This is a genomic window from Streptomyces sp. R-07 (assembly GCF_049913175.1).
Classification (GTDB): domain Bacteria; phylum Actinomycetota; class Actinomycetes; order Streptomycetales; family Streptomycetaceae; genus Streptomyces.
On the sequence record NZ_CP183978.1, the window covers coordinates 3,277,034 to 3,303,462 of the forward strand.

Below are 26,429 nucleotides of genomic sequence, written 5' to 3' on the forward strand. Positions count from 1 at the left end.
GGCCGTGCGTCCCATTTCGCCCTGTTTTGACAGGTAAGAGGGTGAGGGCGTCGCTCAGGCCGCGTTCAGGCCGTGGGACCGGAAGACCTCGCGGGCCGCGGTGAGCTGTTCGGGGGTCGGGGACGGCGTGTCGTGCAGGGTGAACGGCTTGGCGAGTGCCTGCCACTTCGCTTCGCCGAGCTTGTGGAAGGGCAGGACGTCCACGCGGGACACGTTGCCGAGGCCGGCGGCGAAGGCGGCGACGCCTTCCACGTCGGCGGGGTCGTCGGTGAGTCCCGGGACGAGCACGAAGCGGACGTGGACCTCCTGGCCGAGGTCGGCGAGACGCCGGGCGAAGTCCAGGGTGGGCCGCAGCGGCCGCCCGGTGACCTTCTTGTACGTGTCCGGGTCCCAGGACTTGATGTCGAGAAGCACCAGGTCGGTGTCGCGCAGCAGCGCGTCGGTGGCGCGGGCGCCGAGGAAGCCCGAGGTGTCGAGGGCCGTGTGCAGACCGAGCTCGTGCTTCATGCGGTGCAGCAGCTCGCCGGTGAAGACGGGCTGGAGGAGGGGCTCGCCGCCCGAGACGGTGGCGCCGCCGCCGGAGGCGGAGATGAAGCGGACGTACTTGGACGCCTCGGCGATCACGGCGTCGGCGGAGGTGCGCGTGCCGTCGCGCATGTTCCAGGTGTCGGGGTTGTGGCAGTAGAGGCAGGTGAGGGGGCAGCCGGAGAGGAAGGTGACGAAGCGGGTGCCGGGACCGTCGACACCGGTGGACAGGTCCCAGGAGTGCACCGAGCCCTCGGAGGGCCGCCGGGTGGCCGCGGCGGCGGGGGTGGCGGCCGGCGTGGTGGCCCGGGTGGCGGTCGGCGCGGCGGCCGGCGTGGTCGCCGGCGTGGTGGCCCGGGTGGCGGTCGGCTCAACGGCCGGTGTGGTGGCCCGGGTGGTGGCCGGCCGGGTGGGTCCGAGGGCGAGGCTGGTCATGGCGGGGCCTCCTTCGTGGGAGTGGGGCGACCCGGGGCCGGGGTGAGGGCCACCGGCCCCGGGTGCGGTGCGGTGCGGTGCGAGGAGGGGATGCCTACAGCGACCCGTGGAAGGTGCGGTTCAGGACGTCCAGCTGCTGTTCGCGGGTGAGGCGGACGAAGTTGACCGCGTAGCCGGAGACCCGGATGGTCAGCTGCGGGTGGTTCTCCGGGTGCTCCATGGCGTCCTGCAGGACGTCGCGGTTGAGGACGTTGACGTTCATGTGGAAGCCGTCACTGGCCATGTAGCCGTCGAGGACGCCCGCGAGGTTCCTGATCCGCTCCTCGGGGGTGCGGCCCAGGCCGTCGGGGGTGACGGTGTTGGTCAGCGAGATGCCGTCCTCCGCGTCCTCGTACGGCAGCTTGGCGACCGACAGGGCCGAGGCGACGTAGCCGTGGGTGTCGCGGCCGTTCATCGGGTTGGCACCCGGGGCGAACGGTTCTCCGGCGCGCCGCCCGTCCGGGGTGTTGCCGGTCTTCTTGCCGTAGACGACGTTGGAGGTGATGGTCAGGACGGACTGGGTGTGTTCGGCGTTCCGGTAGGTGGGGTGCTTGCGCACCTTCCTCATGAACTCCTCGACCAGCCAGACCGCGATCGCGTCGGCGCGGTCGTCGTTGTTGCCGTAGGCCGGGTAGTCGCCCTCGACGGTGTAGTCGGTGGCCAGGCCGGTCTCGTCGCGGTGCACGGTGACCTCGGCGTACTTGATCGCGGCCAGCGAGTCGACGGCCACCGACAGGCCGGCGATGCCGCAGGCCATGGTGCGGCGCACGTCGCGGTCGTGGAGCGCCATCTCGATGCGCTCGTACGCGTACTTGTCGTGCATGTAGTGGATGACGTTCAGGGCGTGGACGTAGACGCTCGCGAGCCACTCCATCTGCTCGTCGAACCTGGCCATGACCTCGTCGTGGTCGAGGACGTCCGCGGTGATGGCGCCGGTGGCGGGGCCGACCTGGACGCCGGACTTCTCGTCGCGGCCGCCGTTGATCGCGTACAGGAGGGTCTTGGCGAGGTTCACGCGGGCGCCGAAGAACTGCATCTGCTTGCCGACGGGCATCGCGGAGACGCAGCAGGCGATGGCGGTGTCGTCGCCGAAGCGGGGGCGCATCAGCTCGTCCGACTCGTACTGCACGGAGGAGGTGTCGATGGAGACCTTCGCGCAGAACTCCTTGAAGCCCTGGGGAAGCCGCGGCGACCAGAAGACGGTCATGTTCGGCTCGGGGGCCGGGCCGAGGTTGTAGAGGGTCTGGAGGTAGCGGAAGGAGGTCCTCGTGACCAGCGGGCGGCCGTCCTCGCCGATGCCGGCGAGGGACTCGGTGACCCAGGTCGGATCGCCGGAGAAGCCCTGGTCGTACTCGGGGGTGCGCAGGAAGCGGACGATGCGGAGCTTGATGATGAAGTCGTCGACGAGCTCCTGCGCCTGCTCCTCGGTGAGGAGTCCGGCCTCGATGTCGCGCTGGAGGTAGACGTCGAGGAAGGTGGAGGTGCGGCCGAGGGACATCGCGGCGCCGTTCTGCTCCTTCACGGCGGCGAGGTAGGCGAAGTACAGCCACTGGATGGCCTCGCGGCCGGTGGTGGCGGGGCCGGAGATGTCGTGGCCGTAGGAGGCGGCCATCGCCTTGAGTTCACCGAGGGCGCGGATCTGCTCGGCGAGCTCCTCGCGGAGCTGGATGGTCTCCTCGATCGAACGGTTGCCGGCGGGGAGGGAGTTGAGCTCCTCCTTCTCCTCCTTCTTCACCTCGACGAGGCGGTCGACGCCGTAGAGGGCGACGCGGCGGTAGTCGCCGATGATGCGGCCGCGGCCGTAGGCGTCGGGGAGTCCGGTGACGACGCCGGCCGTGCGGGCGGCGCGGATCTCGGGGGTGTACGCGTCGAAGACACCGGCGTTGTGGGTCTTGCGGTACTCGGTGAAGACCTTCTCCAGGTCGGGCGAGACGGGGTAGCCGTAGGTCTCCAGGGCGCCGGCGACCATGCGCCAGCCGCCGTACGGCATGATCGCGCGCTTCAGCGGGGCGTCGGTCTGGAGGCCGACGATCAGGTCCTTGTCGCGGTCGATGTATCCGGGGGCGTGGGCGGTGATGGTGGAGGGGATGTCGTACGAGACGTCGTGGACGCCCTTGGCGCGCTCCTCGGGGAACCTGTCCGTGATGGCCTTCCACACGGCGGTGGTCCGCTCGGTGGGCCCGGCGAGGAAGGAGTCGTCACCTTCGTACGGCGTGTAGTTCTGCTGGATGAAGTCGCGGACGTCGACGGCGTCGCGCCAGAGTCCGCCCTTGAAGCCCTTCCAGGCCCGCTCGTTCACCGTTGCCTCAGCAGGGGTCGCAGTCACTGCCCGCACCGCCTTCTTCGAATCATTCGATCGCGTCGTTGCCCACCTTCATTCCACCCCTTTTGATCGATCATTTCGGGCGCCATTGGTCACCGGTCGACGGGCTTTGGTCCCGTCCCCTGCATGCGGAAAGACCCCGCCGTGGCGGGGCCTTTCACGGCGGGGCCTTTCACGGGAGTTCCGGTTCAGCTGGGCGCCTCGGCGTTCTTGCGGGCGTAGAACCACCAGGCCACGACCGTGCAGCTGAGGTAGAAGGCGACGAATCCCCACATCGCGCTGGTCACGGCCACCGAACCGAACAGGGCCGGGATGAAGAAGAAGCCGTAGGCGGCGATGGCCGAGGTGAAGCCGGTGACCGCGCCGGATTCCATCTCCGCCTGCTTCAGGGCCCTGGCGTATTCCGGGGTGCCTTCGTCGAGGCCCTTGAGGTGGGTGCCGCGGAAGATGACCGGGATCTGTCGGAAGGTGGAGCCGTTGCCGATTCCGGAGAAGAAGAACGCGGCGAGGAAGCAGAAGAAGAAGCCGTAGAAGTTGCCGCCGTCACCGCCCGAGGGCAGGAAGGTGATCACTCCGACGATCGAGGCGGCCATGCCCACGAAGGACAGGATCGTGACCCGGGCACCGCCCCACTTGTCCGCGATCCAGCCGCCGCCCCAGCGGGCCAGGGCGCCCACGGCGGGGCCCATCCAGGCGTAGGTGGCGACCGAGTGGTCCGGGAACGTGGTCTTGATCAGCATCGGCAGGGCGGCGGCGAAGCCGATGAAGGAGCCGAAGGTGCCGACGTACAGCCAGGTCATCAGCCAGTTGTGCTTGCGCTTGAAGATGATCTTCTGCTGGCGGAAGGGGGTGGAGGCCACCTTGAGGTCGTTCTGCCCGAACCAGGCGATCGCGGCGAGGACGAGCAGCACCGGGACCCACAGGAACGCGGCGTTCTGCAGGAAGACGGGGGTGCCGTCGGCCTTGTGCTGGGCGGAGCCGATCGCGATCGTCGACCAGGTGATGACGATCGGGGTGAGCAGCTGGACGACGGAGACGCCGAGGTTGCCGAGACCGCCGTTGATGCCGGTCGCGCTGCCCTTCTTCGCCTTCGGGAAGAAGAAGCCGATGTTGGCGAGGGAGGAGGCGAAGTTCGCGCCGCCGATGCCGCAGAGGGCGGCGATGGCGACCATCACGCCGTACGGGGTCGTCGGGTCGTGGATGGCGATGCCGAGCCAGATCAGCGGCACGACGAGGACGGCCGTCGACAGCGCGGTGAAGCGGCGCTGGCCGATCATCGGGCCGAGGAACGTGTAGAGGATCCGGGCCGTGCCGCCGGTCAGGCCGGGGATGGCCGTCAGCCAGAACAGCTGTGAGGTCGAGAAGCCGAAGCCGACGTCCTTCAGGTTGGTCGCGGTGACCGACCACACCTGCCAGACGACGAAGGCCACGAGCAGCGCCGGCACCGCGATCCACAGGTTGCGGGCGGCGACCTTCTTGCCGATGGACTTCCAGAAGAGCTCGTTCTCCGGCTCCCAGTCGGTGATCGGCTTGCCGGGGCGGTACTGCTCCGTGTCGTACGAGGCGGGGGCGTGCCCGCCCGTCCTTCTGCTGTCCTGGACTACGGAACTCATGGCGCTTCCCTGACTTCTGGGGGCCCTGATGCTGCGGGGCTTTCCTTGCTCTTCCAGGCTGCGCCGCGGCATGAGGGGGACGTGAGTGCCGATGGTCGCCGGACGGGCGGGCGTAGGTCGTCCGGTCCGGCGGCCCTTGGTCCCGTCATGGGCGGGTCGTCGGCACCAACGGGGCCTGGTCCCGTCACCGGCGGGTCGTCGGCACCGGCGGGCCTTGGTCCCGTCACCGGCGGGTCGTCGGCACCGGCGGGCCTTGGTCCGTCATCGGCGGGCCTGGATCCCGTCACCGGCGGACCTCACGAAACGGCACCCTGGCCGGCGTCCCGGGCGCCTGGGCGGTCACGGAGCCGCTCGCCGGCCAACCCGCTCCCGGCGGCCTCGTGGCCGCCCGGTGCGCGGGGACGCAACACCCCGGGCGTGGCATGCGACATGGCCCGCCGCCCGCTCTGCTGTGCTGGGGTGCATGACACAACCGTTCCTGCCCCTCACCGCTCGCTCCCGCGAGGAGTCGCACCGGGCCGCCACGCCCCTGGAGCTCTTCTTCGACCTGTGTTTCGTCGTGGCCGTCGCCCAGGCCGGCGCCGAGCTCGTGCACGCGGTCGCCGAGGGTCACGCCGGCGAGGGGATCATCAACTACGCGATGATCTTCTTCGCGATCTGGTGGGCCTGGATGAACTTCTCCTGGTTCGCCTCGGCCTACGACAACGACGACGTCCTCTACCGGGTCGTCACCCTCGTCCAGATCGCCGGCGTGCTCATCCTCGCCGCCGGCGTCTCGCGCGCCTTCGAGGAGCACGAGTTCCTCGTCGTGTACCTCGGCTACCTCGTGATGCGGCTCGCGCTGGCCTCGCAGTGGCTGCGCGCCGCCCACCACGCCACCGCCCCGGCCGAGCGGACGATGTGCCGCCGGTACGCGGGCGGGGTCCTGGCCTGTCAGGTCGGCTGGCTGGCGCTGCTCCTGGCGCCCGAGTCGGCCCGCCCGTGGGTCTTCCTGGTCATGGCGCTCGCCGAGATGGCCGTACCGGTGTACGCGGAGAAGGACGCCCCCAGTGCCTGGCACCCGCACCACATCGCCGAGCGGTACGGCCTGTTCACCATCATCGTGCTCGGTGAGACCGTCGCCGCCGCGACCGTCGCCGTGAAGACGGGCATCGTCGAGAACGACGCCCTCGGCGAGGTGCTCCCGATCGCCGCGGGCGGTCTGCTGCTGGTCTTCGCCGCCTGGTGGATCTACTTCGTCGTGCCCGCCCACGACCGGCTGACCTCCAGCCGCCAGGGCTTCCTGTGGGGCTACGGCCACTACGTGATCTTCGCGTCGGCCGCCGCCGTCGGCGCGGGTCTGGAGATCGCCGTCGAGCAGGCCGTGGGCAAGGCCCACATCTCCACGCTGGCCGCCTCCGCCGCAGTGACGATCCCGTCGGCGGTGTTCCTGCTGTCGGTGTGGCTGCTGCACGCCCGCTACTTCAAGATCGGCATCGCCCAGCAACTGGTCCTTCCGGTCTCGTCATTGGCGATCCTCATGTGCTCGTTCGCGGGCCGCTGGGCGGTCCTCGCGGCCGGGCTCGTCGCGGCGGCCACGGTCGCCGTCGGGGTCACCCTGACCGCCCGCAACCCGAGCACGCGCGCGGTGTCGGACCAAAGCGTGTCCTGACGAACGGCCCCTGGAGGGGCCGCCGTCCGCTGGGACACAATCCGGCACATGATCTTCCGTCTCCTCGGGCCGCTCACGGTGACCGACACCACCGGCGCCCCGGTGCCCGCCGTCGGCGGCCCCAAGGTCCGCGCCCTGCTCGCCCGGCTCCTCCTCGACGCGGGCAGGACCGTCCCGGTGGAGCGGCTCGTCGACGGGCTGTACGGGGACGAGCCGCCGGCCGGCGCCCAGGGCGCGCTCCAGGCCCAGGTCTCGCGGCTCCGCCGGGCCCTCCCGCCGGGCGTGGCGGTGGAGTTCTCGCCCACCGGGTACCGGCTGACGGTCGGGGACCCCGCCGGGGCCGTGGACGTCCTGCGGTTCGAGGCCCTGGCCCGGGAGGGCGCGCGGGCCCGCGCGGCGGCCGACCCGGCCCGCGCGGCCGGTCTGCTGCGGGAGGCGCTCGGGCTGTGGCGCGGGCCCGCGCTCGCCGGCGTACGGGACGCGCCGTTCGCGGCGGGCCAGGCGGCCCGGCTCGACGCGCTGCGGCTCGACGCGGCGGAGGAGTGGGCGGCGGCCGTACTGGCCGCGGGCGGCGACCTGTCCGAGGTCGTGCGGGAGTTGGCGGGGGCGGCCCGGGAGCAGCCGCTGAGGGAGCGGCTGCGCGGGCTGCAGATGCGGGCGCTCGGCGCGGCGGGGCGGCAGGCGGAGGCGCTCGCCGTGTACGAGGAGGTGCGGGCGGCCCTCGCCGAGGAGCTGGGGGCCGATCCGTCGCCCGAGCTGTCCGCCGTACACCTGGAGCTGCTGCGGGGCGCGGTCCGGGCGCCGGAGCGAACGTCTCCGCCGCTGCCGGCGCCCCTGACGGACTTCGTGGGCCGCGCGCGGGAGCGAGAGGACCTGGCCTCCCTGGTGGCGGCCGCCCGCCTGGTGACCCTGGTGGGCCCGGGCGGCGCGGGCAAGACCCGGCTCGCGCTGGAGGTGGGCGCGGGGCTGCCGGGGGAGGTGCGCTTCGTGGACCTGGGGGCGGTGGCGGGGGCGCCGGGGGCGGGCGCGGTGGCACCGGGCGGCGCAGGTGCGGAGGCCCCACGTACGCGCGCGCGTACCGGCGATTCGTCCGGGGAGGTCGCCGAGGCGTTCGCGGCGGCGCTCGGGGTACGGGGGGCGGCGCGGCTCGAAACGGCCCTGGCCGGGCGGCCGGTGCTGCTGATCGTGGACAACTGCGAGCACGTCGTCGGGGAGACGGCGGTCCTCGTACGGCGTCTCCTCGCGGCCTGCCCGGGGCTGCGGGTGCTGACGACGAGCCGGGAGGCGCTCGGGATCACCGGCGAGTCGCTGCTGCCGCTCAGCGCGCTCGCACCGGACGCGGCGGAGGAGCTGTTCGTCCGGCGGGCGGCGGCGGTCCGGCCCGGATTCACGGGCCACGCGCGCGTGGCGGAGCTCTGCGCGGGGCTCGACGGGCTGCCGCTCGCCGTCGAGCTTGCGGCGGCCAGGCTGCGGACGCTGTCCGTGGAGGAGCTCGCGGACGGGCTCGGCGCGCGGTTCGAGCTGCTGTCGCGCGGGGACCGCACGGCGCCGGAACGGCACCGCACGCTGCGGGCCGTGGTGGAGTGGAGCTGGTCGCTTCTCGAACCCGGCGAGCGGGAACTCGCCGCGCGGTTCTCGGTGTTCCGGGGCGGCGCGACGGCGGAGGCGGTGGCCCGGGTGTGCGGGGCGGGCGCCGGCCCGCTGGCCTCGCTCGTGGAGAAGTCGCTGGTGGAGGTACGGGACGACGGCCGGTACCGGATGCTGGAGACGATCCGCGCGTACGCCGCCGAGCGGCTGCCGGACGCCGATCCGGCGCTCGCCGCCCACCACGCGTACTACCGGGACCTGGCCGTCGCCGCCGACCCCGAACTGCGCGGGGCCGGGCAGCTGGAGTGGCTGGCCCGGCTGGACGCGGAGGACGCGAACCTGCGGGCGGCGCTGCGGCGCGGCACTGCGGACGACGGACTGCGGATGGTGGCCGCGCTCAGTCCGTACTGGTGGCTGCGCGGGCTCCGGGGCCGGGTCGCGGCGCCGGTCGCGGAGCTGCTCGACCGGGTGGAGCCGACGGCGGAACTGGGCGAGGAGTACGCGCTGTGCGTGCTCGCCGCGGGCCTGCGGGAGGGCGAACCCGTCGACCGGGCCCGGGGATTCCTCGCCGCCCGTACGGCTCCGCTCCGGCAGCCGTACACGGCCTTCCTCTGGTCGACCTCCATCGGCCCCCTGGAGGGCCTCCGCCTCGGCGACGACCCCTGGTCCCGCGCCCTGGGCCAGGTGGGTCACGCCCACCTGGCGTCCGCGCCCGCGACCGCGGAGGCGCTCTTCACGAAGGCCCTCGCCGGATTCCGGGCGCTCGGGGAGCGGTGGGGGACGGCGACCGCCCTGGAGGGACTCGCGGCGCACTCCGCCGAGCCGCTGCCCCTGCTCGCGGAGGCCCTGGAACTCTTCGAGTCGCTGGGCGTCGCCGAGGACGTCGTGGACCTCCTCCACCGCCGCGCCGCCGTCCACGAGGCCGCCGGAGACCCCACGTCGGCGGCGACCGACCGCGCCCGCGCGACGGATACGGCCCGCCGGGCGGGCCTGTCCACGTGAACGACAACGCCTTCGTGATCGTCTCGGGCCTCCCCGCGAGTGGAAAGACGACCCTGGCGCGGGGGCTCGCCGCCGGGCTCGGGCTGCCGCTCGTCGACAAGGACGTGATCCTGGAGTCGCTGTACGACGCGCTCGGCGTCGGCGACGAGGCGTGGCGGCGGCGGCTCAGCCGGGCCGCAGACGACGTGCTGTACGCGCTGGCCGCCGATGCCGGGCGTGCCGTCCTCGTCAACTGGTGGCGCCCCGACACCGCCCCGGCCCGCCTCCACGCGCTCGGCGCCCGCCTCGTCGAGGTGCACTGCGCGTGCGACCCCGCGCTGGTCGCGGAGCGGTTCCGGGCCCGCCGGCGCCACCCGGGCCACCTGGACCAGGACCTCTCCCCCGCGGAGCTCGCGGAGCGCGTCACCGCCTGGACCGCCCGCCCCGGTCCGCTCGGCCTCGGCGACGGCCCGCTGGTCGTCGACACGACCCGGCCGGTCCCGGCGGACACGCTCGCCACACTGACGGCAAAGACCAGCACGCTCCTGCCCCCAGCCCACCCGCCGGGTCCCTGAACGCCCACCGCCCGTGGGGCGGTACCCATCCGCCGTGTGGGCCACGCCCACCCGGCCGAACCGCCCCCACCGCGTGGACGCGCGCCCACGGAGCGGCGCCCACCCGCCGTGTGGGCGATCGTCCCGCAGGGGCGATGGGGGTGCCCACAACGGGGTGGGCTGGCTCCCTCACCGTGGGCCCCTGACCGCCGCCGTCAGTCCTCCGTCAGTGGTTCGTCAGTGCCCCGCGCGAGTGTTCTTCCCGTGCCCCGGGGAGTCGCCCCGGGCCGCAGGGGAAGCCCGAGGAGACCGTCATGCAGCAGCACATCGCCGGCACCACGACCACCATCCGTACCGCCCTCGTCACCGGTTCCTCCCGGGGGATCGGGCGGGCCGTCGCACGGCGGCTCGCCGCCGACGGGATGGTCGTCGCCGTGCACTACGGGCGGGACGCCGCCGCCGCGCAGGAGACCGTGGACCTGATCGTCCGGGACGGCGGGCGGGCGTTCTCCGTCGGGGCCGACCTGGCCACGCACGACGGCGTGCTCGCGCTGGTCGAGGGCGTCCGGGCCGGGCTCGCCGCGCACACCGGCGAGGCGGCGCTCGACGTCCTGGTCAACAACGCCGCCGCGACCGGCTCGGGAGGGCACCTCGCGGACGAGACCCCGGAGGAGTTCGACCGGGTCTTCGCGGTCAACGTGCGGGCGCCGTACTTCCTCGTGCAGGGGCTGCTGCCGGTGCTGCGGGACGGCGGCCGGATCATCAACATCGGCTCGGCCGTCACCCGGATCGCACTCGCCGACGAGCTGGCCTACGCGATGACGAAGGGGGCCATGGAGACCTTCACGCGGACGCTCGCCAACGTGGTCGGGGAGCGCAGGATCACCGTCAACACCGTCGCCCCCGGCCCGACGCAGACCGCCTCGCTGACCGCCGCCATGGCGGCGATGCCCGCGCTGGAGGGGATGCTGATCGGCGGCCAGGCGCTGCCGTGGGTCGGGCAGCCGGAGGACATCGCCGACCCGGTCGCCTTCCTGGCCTCGGAGGACGGCCGCTGGGTCACCGGCACCGTCATCGACGCCTCGGGCGGCACCTACCTCGGACCCAAGCGCTGAGCCAAGCCTCGTGGTAGGCAGGGGACATGACACTTCCCGGACAGGCGAGCGGTCAGGACGCGATCACCGACGTCGGGGGGCTTCGCGTGGGCCACGCGCGCGTGGCCGGGCCGGGGGCGCTGAGCGGCACGACGGTGGTCCTGGCCCCGGAGGGCGGGGTCGTCGCCGCCGTGGACGTACGGGGCGGGGGGCCGGGCACGCGGGAGACGGACGCCCTGGACCCGCGGAACGTGGTCCAGCGGATCGACGCGGTCGTCCTCACCGGCGGCAGCGCGTACGGCCTCGACTCCGCCGGCGGGGTGATGGCGTGGCTGGAGGAGCGGAACCGGGGCGTGCGGGTGGGCCCCGACCCGTCCCACGTGGTGCCGGTGGTGCCCGCCGCGTGCGTCTTCGACCTGGGCCGGGGCGGCGACTTCACGGCCCGTCCGGACGCGGCGACGGGACGGGCGGCGGTGGAGGAGGCCGCGGCGAGCGGGGACCACGCGCGCGTGGAGACGGGCGCGGTCGGCGCGGGCACCGGGGCCGTGGCCGGCGGTCTGCGGGGCGGGGTGGGGACGGCGAGCACCGTTCTGGAGTCGGGGATCACCGTCGGCGCGCTCGTGGTGGTGAACGCGGTGGGTTCGCCCGTCGACCCGACGACGGGCGTCCCGTACGGCAGCTACTTCGAGGCCGGCAGGCCCGACTTCCCGGACACCGCGGTCCACGAGGCGGCCCTTCGGCGGCTCGCGGAGGCGCGGAAGGCGTCCGCCCCGCCCCCGCTGAACACGACGCTCGCCGTCGTCGCGACCGACGCGGTGCTGACCCGGGCGCAGGCCCGGAAGGTCGCGGGTACGGCGCACGACGGCATCGCGCGCGCGGTGCGTCCGGTGCACCTGATGAACGACGGGGACACGGTCTTCGCGCTCGCCACCGGGGTGCGGGAGCTGCCGGAGGGGCCGGGCCCGCTCGCCCTGAACGAGATCCTGGCGGCGGGCGCGGACCTGGTGACCCGGGCGATCGTCCGGGCGGTCCTCGCGGCCCCGGGCGGCCGGCGCGGACCGGGCGGCGACTTCCCCTCGTACCGCGAGCTGTACGGAGCGGATGCGGACGCGTACTTCCGGTAAGCCCACGGGAGTTGGCGGAACCGGGCGGGAACTTCGCGCGCGGGCCCTTCGTTTTCCGGAACCCGGACACGATGTCAGACCCAGGGACTACGTTAAGCAAGCACCAAGTGACATGCGGCGACGGCCTGGAGACCCTCTTGAACGATCCGCAGGATCCTCACGATCCGTACGAGACGACCGAGACGCACCTTGAGCGGCTCCTCGGCCGGGCGCTCAACTCCTTCGACCTGCCCGACTCGACCGTCGAGCGCCTCGGCACGGCGCTCGCTCACTCCAGCGCGCTGCACTCCTCGCACCACAGCGCGTCGCTGCACCGCACGACCCACCGCCACACCTATCTCCTCGCCGACGGCAGCGCGCTCAGCCTCTGGGAGCTCGCGCACAACGCCGGCCGGGACGGCACCGAGCAGCACGAGCTGTACGCGGAGGAGTCGGAGGCGCGGCTCGCCGCCTCCCGTCTGCCGACCGGACCGCTGCCGGGCTGGACCGCGGAGCGCTCCGACGGCCGCGCCCCCGACGAGGACGACGACCTGGAGCTGCTGAGCGCCCTGCTCGCCCGCCCGATACCCGCCCAGCCCCGGATGTACGTGCCGGACAACTCCGCCGACCACGCGCGCCGTGTCCTGCGCCGCGCGGAGAACGCGGACCGGCCGGGCGAGCGGACGGCCCGCCGCCTCAGACTGGCCTTCGCGCACCACATCACGCAGGCCTTCGGGCGGCACTGCCCGGTGGAGGGCGGCCGGGACGCCGGCTTCACCCTCTACGAGCACCAGTTCCTGCTGCTCGACGGCAGCGAGGTCAGTCTCTGGGAGGTCGAGCACACGGCGACGCCGGACGGCCGGCACATGTGCGAGGTGTACGAGGACGAGCACGCGGCCCGCGGCGCGATGGAGTCCCGCTCCCGGGTCCGCTGACGGGGAGTCCCGCTCCGGGTCCGCTGACGGGCAGTCCCGCTCCCGGGTCCGCTGACGGGGATCGGCCCGTGACCGGGCCGCGCGCCCCCGCTCCGTCCGTTCAGGGGACGAGGGCGGGGGTGGCCTCCGTCAGGCGCTCGACGGCGAACACCCGGTTGGCGCGGGTCTGTTCGCGGTAGGTCTCCGGCAGGTCCGGCAGGGCGAGCAGCCGGTCGCAGGCGGCGAGCGAGGCGGCGTGGTCACCGACCCAGTACGCGGTGATCGAGTACTCGAAGAGCAGCCCCCACCGGTACACCCACGGCTGGGTGAACAGCACGTCGTCCGGCGGCTCCCGGTCCAGGACGGCGGAGACGATCGCGTGGGCGGCGTGGTGGCGCCGCATCTTCCGCAGCCGCGCCACCAGTTCGTAGCAGGCCTCCAGACGTGCCGGCCGTGCCTCCCAGGCCCGGGAGAGGGCGTCCATCCCGGCCGGCCAGTCGCCGGCCTCGGCCCGCAGGACGCCGGACTGGAGCAGGGCGAAGTAGACCTCCTCGCCCCAGCCGCCCATGGCCGCGCGCCGCTCGTAGAGGGCGACGGCCTCCTCGGGGCGGCCCATGTCCCGCAGGGTCTGCGCGAGGTAGAAGACCGTACGGGGGTTCGTCGGGTCCCGGTCGAGCTCGGCGCCCAGGAGGCGGGCGTCGCGCTCGAACTTGTCGTGGCGCGAGCCGCCGTCGGCGTGGTCCTCGATGACGAGGGCGTCCAGGTTCTCCTGACGATGGTCCCGGTCGGCCGTCAGGTACTCGTGGGTGACGCCCTCGTACCGCCACGGCAGATCGCCTCTGACCAGGCGTTTGATGCGGTACTCGACGTTCCCCCGGTGGCGGATCATGTACGCGTCGGCCAGCGGGCCGCCGGCGGCGGGCAGCGGGCCGTCCTGCCGCAGGACGTGGTCGGCGTCGAGGAGCAGCAGGTAGTCGGCCCGGCCCCGGGCGTGCGCGATGTTCAGGCTGCGGTTGTGGCCGAAGTTCACCCACGGCTCCTCCCGCAGCTCCCCCGGGATGCCGTCGAGGGCGGTGCGGATGAGCTCCCGGGTGCCGTCCGTGGAGCCGGTGTCGGAGATGACCCAGGTGTCCACGAGGCCGCGGACGGAGGCGAGGCAGCGCTCGATCACCGCGGCCTCGTTCTTGACGATCATGCACAGGCAGATGGACGGACGCACGGCAACACCACTTCCGGTGGGGGTCGGGGGAGCGGTCGGGGCGGTCGGTGGGGGGCGACCCTACGTACGGGCTCCAGAAGTGCCGCGCTGACGCGCCGACGGGCCGTTCGAAGTTCGCCGTTGCGTACGCATCCATTCGACTGTCCGTGCTAGGCCATGGCGTTGAGAGTGTTGAGAAATCATCAAGTCTTTGCATGCGCGATCCGATGATCCGACTAACGGGAGCGAGAACGACTCCCCCTCGACCTCACACGCACCGGCCGCGGCGCCGGTGGAGGAAGGAGCATGCATGCGTCCTGACCCCAGGACAAGGTCCCCGCTCGGCCCGCTGCCCCGGCGGCGCGCATGGCTCGGCGGCGGGGCCGTCGCCTCGGTCGCGCTCGTCCTCACCGGCTTCGCGTCACCGGCCACGGCCGCCACGTGGGGGGACTCCCCCGAACTCGGCGCCCAGGGCGTGACGACGGCGGGCCCCCCGACGGGCGCCCCCTGCGAGGAGCGACCGCCGCACCACGAGGACGGCCCGCCGCCGGGCCACGACGACGGTCCTCCCCCGTGGGAGCAGGACGGACCGACGCCGGGCAAGGAGGACGGCCCGCCGCCCTGGGAGCAGGACCCGTCCCCGCAGGGTGACCTCACGGCCTTCCTGGACCACCAGATCCAGCCCCTGGTGGAGAAGCACGAGCCCCGCGCCCTGACCGCGGCTGCCCTGGCCGGCGACGGATACGGGGACGACGACTGCAAGGTCGGCCCGACGGGCCCGCCAGGACCGACGGGCCCGACGGGCGACACGGGCGCCACCGGCGAGACCGGAGCCACCGGAGACACCGGACCGACCGGCGACACCGGACCGACCGGCGACACCGGCCCGACCGGAGACACCGGAGCCACGGGTGACACCGGTGCGACGGGTGACACCGGCGCCACCGGGCCCACCGGGCCCTGCTCCGACATCGACACCTACAGCCCCTCGAACGACGAGGACTTCCAGGCCGTGCTCACCGGCGGGAAGGCGTATGCCGGGAAGGCGTCCGTGCCGGGCGGGACGATCGCCTGGCAGGACCTCACCAACCTGACCGCGACCATGACCGATCCCGCCAACGGCTCCGTGGCGGCCGGGACCGCCTTCCCCGGCAACGCGTGCGGGATCTCCATCGAGGCACAGGGCATCGACGCCTTCGTCAAGATCGTCCGGACGAACGGCGAGGTGTGGCAGACCCACGGCGACATCAACGGACAGGTCTTCAACTGGACCGAAGGCTGGTTCAAGCAGACGACGCCCACCCCGGCGGCACTCCGCGCGGGCAAGTTCAAGCGCGCCCTGCCTCCGGGCGCGGCCCGCAACCTCGTCCCCCGGTCCTGAAGCGCCCCTGACGGACAGGTGACACGACGGAGGGGCGGTGCGCTCGCGGTGCGCACCGCCCCTCTTCGTCCGGCTCCTCCTGTCCAGGAGCCGGGGTCAGGCCGCCACGGTCACCTTCGTGTCGGCCCGGGTCGGCTCGCCCGCGGGGGCCGCCTCGGGAGCGGTCTTCCGCGCGCTCTTGAGGACGATCACCAGACCGGCGGCGACGACCGTGCCGGCCGCGATCGCCAGCAGGTACAGGAACGGGTTGCCGATCAGCGGGATCACGAAGACGCCGCCGTGCGGGGCCCGCAGGGTGCACTCGAAGGCCATCGACAGGGCGCCGGTGACCGCGCCGCCCGCCATCGCCGCCGGGATGACCCGCAGCGGGTCGGCGGCGGCGAAGGGGATCGCGCCCTCGGAGATGAACGAGGCCCCGAGGACCCAGGCCGCCTTGCCGTTCTCCCGCTCCGTCCTGGTGAAGAGCCGGCCCCGTACGGTCGTGGCGAGGGCCATCGCGAGCGGGGGCACCATGCCCGCCGCCATCACGGCGGCCATGACCTTGAGGGAGCCCTCGTTGGGGTTGGCGAGGCCGCCGACGGCGAAGGCGTACGCGACCTTGTTGACGGGCCCGCCGAGGTCGAAGCACATCATCAGGCCGAGGATGACGCCGAGGATGACCGCGTTGGCGCCGGAGAGGCCGGACAGCCAGTCGGTCAGCGCCTTCTGGAGGCTCGCGATCGGCTTGCCGACCACCAGGAACATCAGGAAGCCGACGACGATCGAGGACAACAGCGGGATCACGACCACCGGCATGATGCCTCTGAGGACGGCGGGGATCCGCACCCGCTGGATGGCGAGGACCGTGCCGCCCGCGATCAGACCGGCGACGAGACCGCCGAGGAAGCCCGCGTTGACGGTGAGCGCGATCGCGCCGCCGACGAAGCCGGGGACGAGACCGGGGCGGTCGGCCATCCCGTACGAGATGTACCCGGCGAGGACCGGGACGAGGAAGCTGAACGCGAGTCCGCCGATCTGGAACATCAGGGCGGCCCAGCTGTCCACCTGGCCCCAGGCGAAGTGCTCGGTGACCGAGGGGGCCTTGTTGATGTCCCAGCCGCCGATGGCGAAGCCGAGGGCGATGAGGAGACCGCCCGCGGCGACGAACGGGACCATGTAACTCACGCCGGACATCAGCCACTTGCGGAGCTTGGTGCCGTAGCCCTCGTTCGGCTCGCCCGCGTTCTCGACGGGGGTGGGCTTCGCGGTGGAGACCTCGCCGCGCGCGGCCTTGCCCCGGACCTCGGTGATGAGCTCGGCGGGGCGGTTGATGCCGGCCTTGACGCCGACGTCGACGGTCGGCTTCCCGGCGAACCGTTCCTTCTCCCGTACGGGCACGTCGTGCGCGAAGATCACGCCGTCGGCGGCCGCGACGACCGCCGGGTCGAGCCGGGTGAACCCGGCGGATCCCTGCGTCTCGACGGCGACCTCGACACCCGCCGCCTCGCCCGCCTTCTCCAGGGCCTCGGCGGCCATGTAGGTGTGGGCGATGCCGGTCGGGCAGGAGGTGACGGCGACGATCCGGAAGGGCGCCGCAGCCGGGGCCCCGGGGCCGGCCGGAACCTCGGACGGAGCCTCGGACGGAGCCTCCGGCGACGTCTCCGCCTGAGCCTCCACCGGAGCCTCGGACAGTGGCTCCGGTTCCTCCACCGGCGCCTCCTCCCCCGCGATCAGCGCCGCCGCCCCCGCCGGGGACGTCGCGGAGCGCAGCGCGTCCGTGAACTCGCCGTCCATCAGGTGGCGCGCCAGGGAGGACAGGATCGTCAGGTGGGCGTCGTCCGCGCCCGCCGGGGCGGCGATCAGGAAGATCAGGTCCGCCGGGCCGTCCGGGGCGCCGAAGTCGACGCCGGCGGCCGAGCGGCCGAAGGCGAGGGTGGGTTCGGTGACGTGGGCGCTGCGGCAGTGCGGGATGCCGATGCCGCCGTCCAGGCCGGTCGGCATCTGGGCCTCGCGGGCCGCCACGTCGGCGAGGAAGCCGTCGAGGTCGGTCACCCGCCCGAGTGCGGCCATGCGCTCCGCGAGCGAACGGGCCGCCGCTTCCTTGCTGTCGGCGGACAGGTCGAGATCGACCAGGTCCGCGGTGATCATCCTGCTCATCGCGGGCTCCCTTGCTCGCTGAGTACTCGGTCGAGGGGTACGTCGGCGGTCACCGTGACCGCCGCCGGGTCCAGGTCGCCCGGGGTGGGCATCTCGCTGCCGGGCAGCTGGACGGCGGCCGCCCCGTGGGCGACGGCGGCCGCGAGGGCCTCCGGGCCCTCGCCGCCCGCCGCGAGGAAGCCGGCGAGGGAGGCGTCGCCCGCGCCGACGTCGGAGCGGACGGCGGCGACGGGCGCCGAGCCGAACCAGACGCCGGCCGCCGAGACGAGGAGCTGGCCGTCGGCTCCCAGGCTGGCGAGGACGGCGCCCGCGCCCAGGTCCCGCAGTTCCTCGGCCGCCTTGACCGCGTCGCCGACGGTGGCGAGCGGGCGGCCGACGGCCTCGGCGAGTTCGTCGGCGTTCGGCTTGACGACGTCCGGGCGGGCGGTGAGCGCGGCGAGCAGGGACGGGCCCGAGGTGTCGAGGGCGATCCGGGCCCCGGCGCCGTGGGCGCGGGTGACGAGCCGGGCGTACCACTCGGGGGCGAGGCCGCGCGGGAGGCTGCCGCAGCAGGCGATCCAGTCGGCGGCGGGCGAGTGGGCGCCGACGGCGGAGAGCAGGGTCTCGGCCTCCTCGCCGCTCAGCTCCGGGCCCGGCGCGTTGATCTTCGTGAGGGTCCCGTCGGGTTCCGCGAGGGCGATGTTGGAGCGGGTGTGGCCGGTGACCGGGACGGGGGCGACCTCGATGCCCTGCCCGGCGAGGAGCTGGGCGACGAGCGCGCCGGGCGCGCCGCCGAGCGGGACGACGGCGACGGTGCGGTGTCCGGCGGCGGCGACGGCCCGGGAGACGTTGACGCCCTTGCCGCCGGGGTCGACGCGTTCGGCGGCGGCGCGCAGCACCTCGCCGCGCTCCAGGGCGGGAACCTCGTACGTCCGGTCCAGGGAGGGGTTGGGGGTGACGGTGAGGATCATGCGCGTACGACTTCCGTTCCGGCGGCCTCGATGGCGGCGGCGTCCGCCGGGCTGAGCCCGCTGTCGGTGACGATCAGGTCGACGTCGGTCAGGTCGCCGAAGCGGGCGAAGTGCTCCTGGCCGTGCTTGGCGGAGTCGGCGAGCAGCACGACCCGGCGGGCGGCGGCGACGACGGCCCGCTTGACGGCGGCCTCGGCGAGGTCGGGGGTGGTGAGTCCGTGCTCGGCCGAGAAGCCGTTGGCGCCGAGGAAGGCGACGTCGGCGCGGATCTCGCCGTACGCCCGGAGCGCCCAGGCGTCGACGGCGGCGCGGGTGCGGTGGCGTACGCGTCCGCCGACGAGGTGCAGGTCGATGCCGGGGTGGTCGGCGAGCCGGGCGGCGGCGGGGAGGGCGTGGGTGACGACGGTCAGCGTGCTGTCGAGGGGGAACTCGGCGGCGAGGCGGGCGACGGTCGAGCCGGCGTCGAGGACGACGCTGCCCTCCTGGGGCAGTTCGGCGAGGGCGGCCCGGACGATGCGGTCCTTCTCGTCGGCGGCGGTGGACTCGCGCTCGGCGAGGTCGGGCTCGAAGTCGAGCCGTCCGGCGGGGATGGCGCCGCCGTGGACCCGTCGGACGAGTCCGGCCCGGTCGAGGGCCTTGAGGTCGCGCCGTACGGTCTCGGCGGTGACCTGGAACTCCTCGGCGAGGGAGAGGACGTCGACGCGTCCGCTCTCGCGGGCGATCCGGAGGATCTCTTGCTGGCGCTCGGGTGCGTACATGCCTGTCTACATCCGTTCGATGCCCGAACCTGTGGTTTCAGTGTCAGGCTACGCCCGGATATCCGCCAAGTAAACGGATTCGGGCATTCAGGCGGGCATGAACGGACATCCGGCGCGGCGGGAGCATGCCGAAGGAACCGGCCCCGGCGCGGCGGGGGCATGCCGAAGGGCCCCGCCCCCGGGACGCATCCCGGGATCAGGGCCCTTCCGTGACCGGCCTCAGTGGCCTGAGTGGCCTCAGATGGCCTCAGATGGCCTCAGTGCGTGAGCACCGGCTCCTTCTCGATCTCGTCGGCGACGGCCTCGTCGTCACCGCCGCCCTCCAGGTGCTGCTTCGGCTTCGACGGCAGCGCGAACATCACCAGGAAGATCACGGCGAGCACGCCCGCCGCCCAGCCCAGCGAGTTCTGGAAGGCGTTCGTGAACGCCGCGCCCACCTCGGCCGGAGCCTTCGCGAGCCGCTCGTCGTCGATCGTGCCGAAGAAGACCACCGACACCAGGCCGAGTCCGAGCGCGTTGCCCATCTGCCCGGTGGTGTTGATCAGGCCCGAGGCCGAACCGGCGTGCTCCTTCGGCACCTCCGAGAGCACCGCGTCCGTCAGCGGCGCCACGATCAGGCCCATGCCCAGACCCATGACCACCAGCGGCGGGATCATCTGCCAGGAGTGGATCCCGGTCTCGTACCGGCCGGCCACGAAGAAGTAGAGCAGGATGCCCGCGATCATCGTCAGCGCGCCCGCCTGGAGCACCTTGCGGCCGAAGCGCGGCACCAGCTTCTGCACGGACATACCGGCGGCCACCGAGACCGAGATGGAGAACGGCACCCCGGTCAGGCCCGCCTTCAGAGGGCTCCAGCCGAGCCCGATCTGCATGTAGAGCGTCCAGACCAGGAAGAAGATGCCGAGCACGACACCGAAGGTCAGCTGCACCGCGATGCCGGCCGCGAAGCTCTTCACCCTGAACAGCGACAGCTCGATGAGCGGCGAACCGTCCTTCTTCGTCTTGTACTTCTCGTACGCCACGAGCGCGCCGAAGACGAGCAGGCTGCCGGCCATCATCAGGTGGCCCCACAGCGGCCAGTCCAGCTCACGGCCGCGCGTCAGCGGGTAGACCAGCATCAGCAGCGCGGCCGTCACCAGGAGCACGCCGACGATGTCGAGCTTGAGCGCCTTCGGCGCCTTCGACTCGGTGATGAACTTCCGGCCCAGGAACAGGGCGGCGACGCCGACCGGCAGGTTGATCAGGAAGATCGGACGCCACTCCAGGCCCGCGATGTTCCACTGGGTGAGCAGCGCGCCGAGCAGCGGGCCCGAGACCGCGCCGAGGCCGATGATCGCGCCGAACATCCCGAAGACCTTGCCGCGCTCGTGTGCCGGGAAGGTGACGTGGATGATCGACAGGACCTGCGGCACCATCATCGCGGCCGCCGCGCCCTGGAGCAGGCGGGAGCCGACCAGCATCTCCTGGTTGGCCGCGAAACCGCAGAGCGCCGAGGCGAGGGTGAAGCCGGCGGTGCCGAGCAGGAAGAGGCGCTTGCGGCCGTAGATGTCCCCGAGCCGTCCGCCGGTGATCAGGCCGGCGGCGAACGCGAGCGCGTACCCGGCGGTGATCCACTGGATGGCCCCGAACGAGGCGCCGAGGTCCTTCTCGATGCTGGGGATCGCGATGTTGACGATCGTGGCGTCGACCAGGTCCATGAAGGCTGCGGTCATGACGATGGCGAGGGCGATCCAGCGCCGCTTGTCGCTGGCCGCTGCGGCTTCTCTGGCGGCGTCGTGTGAACTCATACGAAGAAGATAGAAGTCATGTAGGTCAGTTCATGTCCTAGATGGGCCTCATCCTGGAAGACATGACGGACACCCCGGCACGACTCCTGAATCTGCTCTCGCTCCTCCAGACACCGCGCGAGTGGCCCGGAAGCGAACTCGCCGAACGACTCTCGGTCTCCGCGCGCACCATCCGCCGGGACATCGACCGGCTCCGCGACCTCGGCTACCCCGTCGAGGCGACCATGGGCGCGGTCGGCGGCTACCGCCTCGTCGCCGGTACGGCCATGCCGCCGCTGCTCCTCGACGACGAGGAGGCCGTCGCGATCGCCGTCGGCCTGCGCGCCGGGGCGGGGCACGCCATCGAGGGCGTCGAGGAGGCGTCCGTACGGGCCCTGGCGAAGCTGGAGCAGGTGCTGCCCGCGCGGCTCCGGCACCGGGTGTCCATCCTGCAGAACGCGACGATCCCGCTGACCCGGGGCGACGGAGCCACCGTCACCCCCGCCACCCTGACCGCCCTCGCGGGCGCGGTGACGGGGCACGAGCGGCTGCGGTTCGGCTACCGGGCCGGGGACGGGACGGAGACGAAACGGCTGGTGGAGCCGTACCGGCTGGTGTCGACGGGGCGGCGCTGGTACCTCGTCGCGTACGACCTGGGGCGCGAGGACTGGCGGACGTTCCGGGTGGACCGGGTGAGCGAGCCGTTCGCGACGGGCGCGCGCTTCACGCCGCGGGAGCTGCCGTCGGGTGACGCGGCGACCTATATGGCCCGCTCGATGGCGCGGGCCCAGGGGGAGGTCGACCTCGACGTCTCGTTCGCGGCGCCGGCCGAGTTCGTCGTGGCGCGCCTCCCGTCCCACCTGGTGCCGGTCGCGGAGGGCCCGGACCGCTGCCGACTGCGCGCCCGGGTCGCGGACTCGGTGGAATGGCTGGCGCTACGGCTGGCCCTGATGGACATCGACTTCACGGTCCACGGCCCGGAGCCCCTGATCACGTATATGAGGGACCTGTCGACGAGACTGGCGACGGCGACGGCGTAGGGCGGGCGCGGACCGCAGACTCGACGTGCCGGGTCACGGGCGCGGACCCGGTGCCGGGGCACACCGTCAGGCCGGCTCCCCTGCGCGGGCGGCACCCGCACCCTCGCGCACCGGGGTCCCCCCTGCTCGAGCGAAGCCGAGAGCTTGGGGGAGGGCAAGCCCACGGGACGGCGCCCTCAGCGGCGCCTCCGCGTTCCGCGCCCCGGCCCGCACCACGAGCACGGCGCACCAAGGGGTGAGGGTTCACGCGCGGAAGCCTCTGGCGCCGGCAAGGGCGCCGTCCGTTGTGCCCACCCGTTCCGCCCTTGCGGAACGTATGCCCACAACGGGGGCGGCGGCCCAGCGTGGCGGCCGACCCCGACGGGGCGGGCCGCCACGCCGGGTGGGCCCGCGCCCGTCGGGGCCCACCGGTCGTGCGGGGTCACCGCAACGGGGCCGCCGGCCGCTCTAGGCCACCGCGTCGAAGCCCGTGTCGTGGGCCATCTTCTTCAGTTCCAGCAGCGCGTGCTTCTCGATCTGGCGGATCCTCTCGCGGGTCAGCCCGTGCTGCTTGCCGACCTCCGTCAGCGTCCGCTCGCGGCCGTCCTCGATCCCGTACCGCATGCGGATGATCGACGCCGTCCGGTGGTCGAGCTTGTCGATGAGGTCGTCGAGCTCCTCGCTGCGGAGGAGGGTCAGGACGGACTGCTCGGGGGAGACCGCCGACGTGTCCTCCAGGAGGTCGCCGAACTGGGTCTCGCCCTCGTCGTCCACCCCCATGTTCAGCGAGACCGGGTCCCGCGCCCAGTCCAGGACGTCGGTGACGCGCGCCGGCGTCGAGCCGAGCTCGGTGGCGATCTCGGCGGGCTCGGGCTCGCGCCCGTTCTCCCGGTTGAACTCGCGCTGCACCCGCCGGATCCGGCCGAGCTCCTCCACCAGGTGGACGGGGAGCCGGATGGTCCGGGACTGGTCGGCGATGGACCGGGTGATGGCCTGACGGATCCACCACGTCGCGTACGTGGAGAACTTGAAGCCCTTCGCGTAGTCGAACTTCTCGACCGCGCGCACCAGGCCCGCGTTCCCCTCCTGGATCAGGTCGAGCAGCGGCAGCCCGCTGCGCGGGTAGCGCCGGGCGACGGCCACCACGAGCCGCAGGTTGGACTTGATGAAGAGGTCCTTGGCCCGCTCGCCCTCGGCGACCAGGGCTTCGAGCTCCTCGCGGGTCGCCCCGCCCGCCTCGCTCTCCACCTCGTTGTCGAGGATCTGCTGGGCGTAGACGCCCGCCTCGATCGTCTGGGAGAGCTCGACCTCCTTGGCGGCGTCGAGCAGGGGCGTGCGCGCGATCTCGTCGAGGTACATGCCGACCAGGTCGCGGTCGGCGATCTCCCCGCCCACGGCGCGAACGCTGCTTGCCCGTGCGGCCCCGCTCTTGGCGGAGGTCTGACGACGGGCGACGGCACGGGTTGCCATGCGTGCTCCCTTGCTGAGTAGGTCGCGACACCCTTTCGGGTGCCCTGCATCCGACGGAAACAACGACTGGAATCAGGACAGAATTCCCACCCGGCACATGGATTTTCGCGATCATGCAGTATCCTGCGCGGCCGCCGCCCTCGCGGGCATGCCGCGGGCACCCACGGAAGTGCAGGTCAGACCGGGCACGGAGGGTGATCCGGCGCCCCCTCGCGGAGCCCACGACCACACTGTCGGTGAGACCGCGATCACACCTGCGGCGCCATCCCTTCAGACGCCGTGGCGCGATCAACGGTTGCTCCGCCGGAGCCCACGGTCGACGGTTGCTCGGCCGGAGCCCACGATCGACCGTCGCCTCCGCAGGGACCCGCGCCCCGCCGTCGCCTCCACCAGGACCCGCCCTCGCCTGCGCCGGAGCCCGCGACCCGCCGCCACCTCCGCCCTGCGGCCTAGGTCCCCAGCCCGTTCCGCCGCACCGCCGCCCCGGCCTAGCGTCGCCCCATGACCGACACCACCGGCACCCTCGACGAGGCACTCGAACGGCTCCACACCTCCGGACCCGAGCGCAACGGCTGGCTCAGCAACCACGCCCCCATGGCCGTCGAGGCCCTGGTCCGCCACGGCCGGGCCCCGGCCGTGCACCGCTGGCTCGACCACTACGCGCCCAAGCTGGAGGAGCTGCCGCCCCCGCACCTCCCGGTCACGGCGGACGTCTGGCGGGAGGCGCTCGGCGACCCGGCCCGGAGCACCGACTGGACCCGCTTCTTCGCCCGCGAGCTGGCGGACCGGCCCTGGCGGTCGGTCCTCGCCGAGTGGTGGCCCCGGCTGCTGCCCGGCATCGCGGGCGGGGCGACGCATCCGGTGATCCGCACCGGTCACGCCGTACGGACCCTCCTGACGCCCGGCGCGGAGGAGACGGCACCGCGCCGCGCCGAGCTGGCGCACGCCCTCGGTTACTGGGCCGCCCGCCACCAGCCGCTGCCGCCTCTGGCCCCGCTGGCCGTCGCGCCTTCGGCGGCGGCCGCGCTGGACGCCGTACCGCCGGTCCCGGAGCAGGACGGCGGGATCCGGGCCCGGCTCGCGCAGCTGTCGGCCTTCCCGGTCTGGGGCGAGGCACCGGACCCGGACGCGGCGAAGGAGCTGCTCACCGAGCTGGTGACGGCGGCGACGCACCGGTACGCGTCCCACGGCCACGGCGAGCCGATCATGCTGGTGCACGCGGCGACCGCGCCGAACGCGGTCCTGCGGATCCTGCCCGCGCTCCCCCGCGAGCTGTGGGCGCCGAGCGTGGCGGCGGCCTGGGCGGCGGCGGCCGCGGTGACGGCGGCCTACACGCCGCGCGAGGCCGCCCCGTACGCGCAGACCGGCCTCACCGCCGAGGAGGTCTTCGAGCGGGCGGCGGCGCACGGCGACGACCACACGATCAAGTTCACCGACACGGCCCTGGACGTGGGCGACCCGCTCGCGCTGGCCGCCGCCGTCCGCTCGATCGACCTCAACCCGCCGGTCCTGTAGCGGATCAGCCGAACTGGACGGACCGCTTGGCGAGCCCCATCCAGAAGCCGTCGATCACCGACCGCTCCGCGTCGAGGTCGCCGGCCGCGTCCGCCGCGCCCATGGTGACGAAGAGCGGCGCGAAGTGCTCGGTACGGGGGTGGGCGAGGCGGCCGGCCGGCGACTTGTGCTCGAAGTCCAGGAGGGCGTCGACGTCGTGCGCGGCGAGCGCCTCGTGGCCCCAGGCGTCGAACTCGGCGGACCAGCCGGGGACGCCGGGGCCGGTGTGCCGGAGGGCGGCGAGGTTGTGGGTGAAGAAGCCGCTGCCGACGATCAGGACGCCCTCGTCGCGCAGCGGGGCGAGCCTGCGCCCGATGTCCATGAGCCGGCGCGGGTCGAGGGTGGGCATGGAGATCTGGAGGACGGGGATGTCGGCGCCGGGGAACATCTCGACGAGCGGCACGTACGCGCCGTGGTCGAGGCCCCGGTCGGGGATGTCCTGCACGGGCGTGCCGGGCGCGCGGAGCAGCTTGCGGACGGCCTCGGCGAGCTGCGGGGCGCCGGGGGCGGCGTACTGGACGCGGTAGTAGTGGTCGGGGAAGCCCCAGAAGTCGTAGACGAGGGGGACGGTCTCGGTGGCGCCGAGCGCGAGCGGGGCCTCCTCCCAGTGGGCGGAGACCATGAGGATCGCCTTGGGGCGCGGCAGGCCGGCGGACCAGGCGGCGAGCTCGCCGGGCCAGATCGGGTCGTCGGCGAGCGGCGGGGCGCCGTGGGACAGGTAGAGGGCGGGCATCCGTTCGAGCGTGGTGTCCATGACGGCCTCCGTTCTTGAAACTTCAAGCTTCAAGGTGCAGCGTAAACCTACATAGTTCAACTTTCAAGAACGAGTCGTACGATGGGACCCATGGGAGACATGACCGAACCCCGCTGGCTGACCGACGAGGAGCAGTGCGTCTGGCGCGCCTACCTGCACGCCACCACGCTCCTGGAGGACCACCTCGACCGCCAGTTGCAGCGCGACGCCGGGATGCCGCACGTCTACTACGGGCTCCTCGTCCAGCTCTCCCAGGCCCCGCGCCACCGGCTGCGGATGACCGAACTGGCCAGGAGCGCCAAGATCACCCGCTCCCGGCTCTCCCACGCGATCGCCCGCCTGGAGAAGAACGGCTGGGTACGGCGCGAGGACTGCCCCTCCGACAAGCGCGGCCAGTTCGCCCAGCTGACGGACGACGGGATGGACGTCCTCCGGCAGAACGCCCCGGGCCATGTCGCGGCCGTCCGCCAGGCCATGTTCGACCGGCTCTCCCCCGAACAGGTGAAGCAGCTCGGGGCGATCATGCGCGTGATGGCCGAGGGCCTCGAACCCACGGACGCGGACGCGGACCTGCCCTGGCTCCGCTGAGCGATCCACCCGGGGACGCGGACCCGCCCCGGCCCC

At 73.2% G+C, this 26,429-nt stretch carries 20 protein-coding genes; 10 read left to right on the top strand and 10 right to left on the bottom strand.

Going from position 1 to position 26,429, the window contains the following annotated elements; genetic code table 11:
* Positions 1-54 precede the first annotated feature (54 nt).
* The 3 genes from pflA to ACN9M0_RS14780 all read right to left on the bottom strand — a co-directional run bounded on the left by pflA (position 55) and on the right by ACN9M0_RS14780 (position 4,935).
* Positions 55-960: a pyruvate formate-lyase-activating protein gene (pflA, locus tag ACN9M0_RS14770; RefSeq protein ID WP_426403724.1), complete on the bottom strand. Its 906-nt coding sequence runs from the start codon at positions 958-960 to the stop codon at positions 55-57.
* Positions 961-1,054: 94 nt separating this feature from the next.
* On the bottom strand, positions 1,055-3,325 hold the full coding sequence (pflB, locus tag ACN9M0_RS14775) for a formate C-acetyltransferase (protein WP_399698619.1): 2,271 nt from the start codon (positions 3,323-3,325) through the stop codon (positions 1,055-1,057).
* Positions 3,326-3,510: 185 nt separating this feature from the next.
* Positions 3,511-4,935, bottom strand: a complete 1,425-nt coding sequence (locus ACN9M0_RS14780) for an MFS transporter (protein WP_426403725.1) — start codon at positions 4,933-4,935, stop codon at positions 3,511-3,513.
* 463 nt (positions 4,936-5,398) lie between these two features.
* On the opposite strand from ACN9M0_RS14780, the gene ACN9M0_RS14785 reads away from it, so the two are divergent.
* The 6 genes from ACN9M0_RS14785 (at position 5,399) to ACN9M0_RS14810 (ending at position 12,840) form a co-directional block, all read left to right on the top strand.
* Positions 5,399-6,586 (top strand): low temperature requirement protein A, encoded by a 1,188-nt coding sequence (locus ACN9M0_RS14785; RefSeq protein WP_366039121.1) that lies wholly within the window; start codon positions 5,399-5,401, stop codon positions 6,584-6,586.
* A gap of 48 nt (positions 6,587-6,634) precedes the next feature.
* Positions 6,635-9,175 (top strand): ATP-binding protein, encoded by a 2,541-nt coding sequence (locus ACN9M0_RS14790; protein ID WP_366039120.1) that lies wholly within the window; start codon positions 6,635-6,637, stop codon positions 9,173-9,175.
* Positions 9,172-9,729 carry an AAA family ATPase gene (locus ACN9M0_RS14795; RefSeq protein WP_426403726.1) on the top strand — a complete coding sequence of 186 codons (558 nt, stop codon included), beginning with the start codon at positions 9,172-9,174 and terminating at the stop codon, positions 9,727-9,729. Before ACN9M0_RS14790 ends, ACN9M0_RS14795 begins: the two co-directional genes overlap by 4 nt.
* A 293-nt stretch (positions 9,730-10,022) precedes the next feature.
* Positions 10,023-10,823 carry an SDR family oxidoreductase gene (locus ACN9M0_RS14800; RefSeq protein ID WP_426403727.1) on the top strand — a complete coding sequence of 267 codons (801 nt, stop codon included), beginning with the start codon at positions 10,023-10,025 and terminating at the stop codon, positions 10,821-10,823.
* Positions 10,824-10,849: 26 nt separating this feature from the next.
* Positions 10,850-11,926 carry a P1 family peptidase gene (locus ACN9M0_RS14805; protein WP_399698609.1) on the top strand — a complete coding sequence of 359 codons (1,077 nt, stop codon included), beginning with the start codon at positions 10,850-10,852 and terminating at the stop codon, positions 11,924-11,926.
* Between the two features lie 71 nt (positions 11,927-11,997).
* Entirely contained in the window at positions 11,998-12,840 is an 843-nt protein-coding gene (locus ACN9M0_RS14810) for a DUF6227 family protein (RefSeq protein WP_399698607.1), read from the top strand.
* A gap of 100 nt (positions 12,841-12,940) precedes the next feature.
* Here the strand turns inward: ACN9M0_RS14810 and ACN9M0_RS14815 are convergent, their stop codons facing one another.
* Positions 12,941-14,038, bottom strand: coding sequence for a glycosyltransferase (locus tag ACN9M0_RS14815; RefSeq protein WP_366039112.1), 1,098 nt, complete (start codon positions 14,036-14,038; stop codon positions 12,941-12,943).
* 289 nt (positions 14,039-14,327) lie between these two features.
* Between ACN9M0_RS14815 and ACN9M0_RS14820 the strand changes: the two genes are divergently transcribed.
* Positions 14,328-15,398 (top strand): hypothetical protein, encoded by a 1,071-nt coding sequence (locus tag ACN9M0_RS14820; protein WP_426403728.1) that lies wholly within the window; start codon positions 14,328-14,330, stop codon positions 15,396-15,398.
* Between the two features lie 96 nt (positions 15,399-15,494).
* Here the strand turns inward: ACN9M0_RS14820 and ACN9M0_RS14825 are convergent, their stop codons facing one another.
* The 4 genes from ACN9M0_RS14825 to ACN9M0_RS14840 form a co-directional block, all read right to left on the bottom strand.
* Positions 15,495-17,534, bottom strand: coding sequence for a fructose-specific PTS transporter subunit EIIC (locus ACN9M0_RS14825; RefSeq protein WP_399698602.1), 2,040 nt, complete (start codon positions 17,532-17,534; stop codon positions 15,495-15,497).
* On the bottom strand, positions 17,531-18,484 hold the full coding sequence (gene pfkB, locus ACN9M0_RS14830) for a 1-phosphofructokinase (protein WP_366039108.1): 954 nt from the start codon (positions 18,482-18,484) through the stop codon (positions 17,531-17,533). The genes ACN9M0_RS14825 and pfkB overlap by 4 nt, the downstream gene beginning before the upstream one ends.
* Positions 18,481-19,242 (bottom strand): DeoR/GlpR family DNA-binding transcription regulator, encoded by a 762-nt coding sequence (locus ACN9M0_RS14835; protein ID WP_366039107.1) that lies wholly within the window; start codon positions 19,240-19,242, stop codon positions 18,481-18,483. Before ACN9M0_RS14835 ends, pfkB begins: the two co-directional genes overlap by 4 nt.
* A gap of 257 nt (positions 19,243-19,499) precedes the next feature.
* Positions 19,500-21,029 carry an MFS transporter gene (locus tag ACN9M0_RS14840; RefSeq protein WP_366039106.1) on the bottom strand — a complete coding sequence of 510 codons (1,530 nt, stop codon included), beginning with the start codon at positions 21,027-21,029 and terminating at the stop codon, positions 19,500-19,502.
* A 62-nt stretch (positions 21,030-21,091) separates the two neighbouring features.
* On the opposite strand from ACN9M0_RS14840, the gene ACN9M0_RS14845 reads away from it, so the two are divergent.
* Positions 21,092-22,048, top strand: coding sequence for a helix-turn-helix transcriptional regulator (locus ACN9M0_RS14845; RefSeq protein WP_366039104.1), 957 nt, complete (start codon positions 21,092-21,094; stop codon positions 22,046-22,048).
* Between the two features lie 447 nt (positions 22,049-22,495).
* Here ACN9M0_RS14845 and ACN9M0_RS14850 read toward each other — a convergent pair whose 3' ends face one another.
* Positions 22,496-23,497, bottom strand: a complete 1,002-nt coding sequence (locus tag ACN9M0_RS14850; protein WP_366042309.1) for a sigma-70 family RNA polymerase sigma factor — start codon at positions 23,495-23,497, stop codon at positions 22,496-22,498.
* A gap of 501 nt (positions 23,498-23,998) precedes the next feature.
* Between ACN9M0_RS14850 and ACN9M0_RS14855 the strand changes: the two genes are divergently transcribed.
* On the top strand, positions 23,999-25,012 hold the full coding sequence (locus tag ACN9M0_RS14855; RefSeq protein ID WP_366042308.1) for a questin oxidase family protein: 1,014 nt from the start codon (positions 23,999-24,001) through the stop codon (positions 25,010-25,012).
* A 4-nt stretch (positions 25,013-25,016) separates the two neighbouring features.
* On the opposite strand, the gene ACN9M0_RS14860 is transcribed toward ACN9M0_RS14855, so the two are convergent.
* Entirely contained in the window at positions 25,017-25,805 is a 789-nt protein-coding gene (locus tag ACN9M0_RS14860) for a dioxygenase (RefSeq protein ID WP_426403729.1), read from the bottom strand.
* An 81-nt stretch (positions 25,806-25,886) separates the two neighbouring features.
* Here ACN9M0_RS14860 and ACN9M0_RS14865 point away from each other — a divergent pair, with 81 nt between their 5' ends.
* Entirely contained in the window at positions 25,887-26,393 is a 507-nt protein-coding gene (locus tag ACN9M0_RS14865; RefSeq protein ID WP_366042306.1) for a MarR family winged helix-turn-helix transcriptional regulator, read from the top strand.
* Positions 26,394-26,429: the final 36 nt, after the last annotated feature.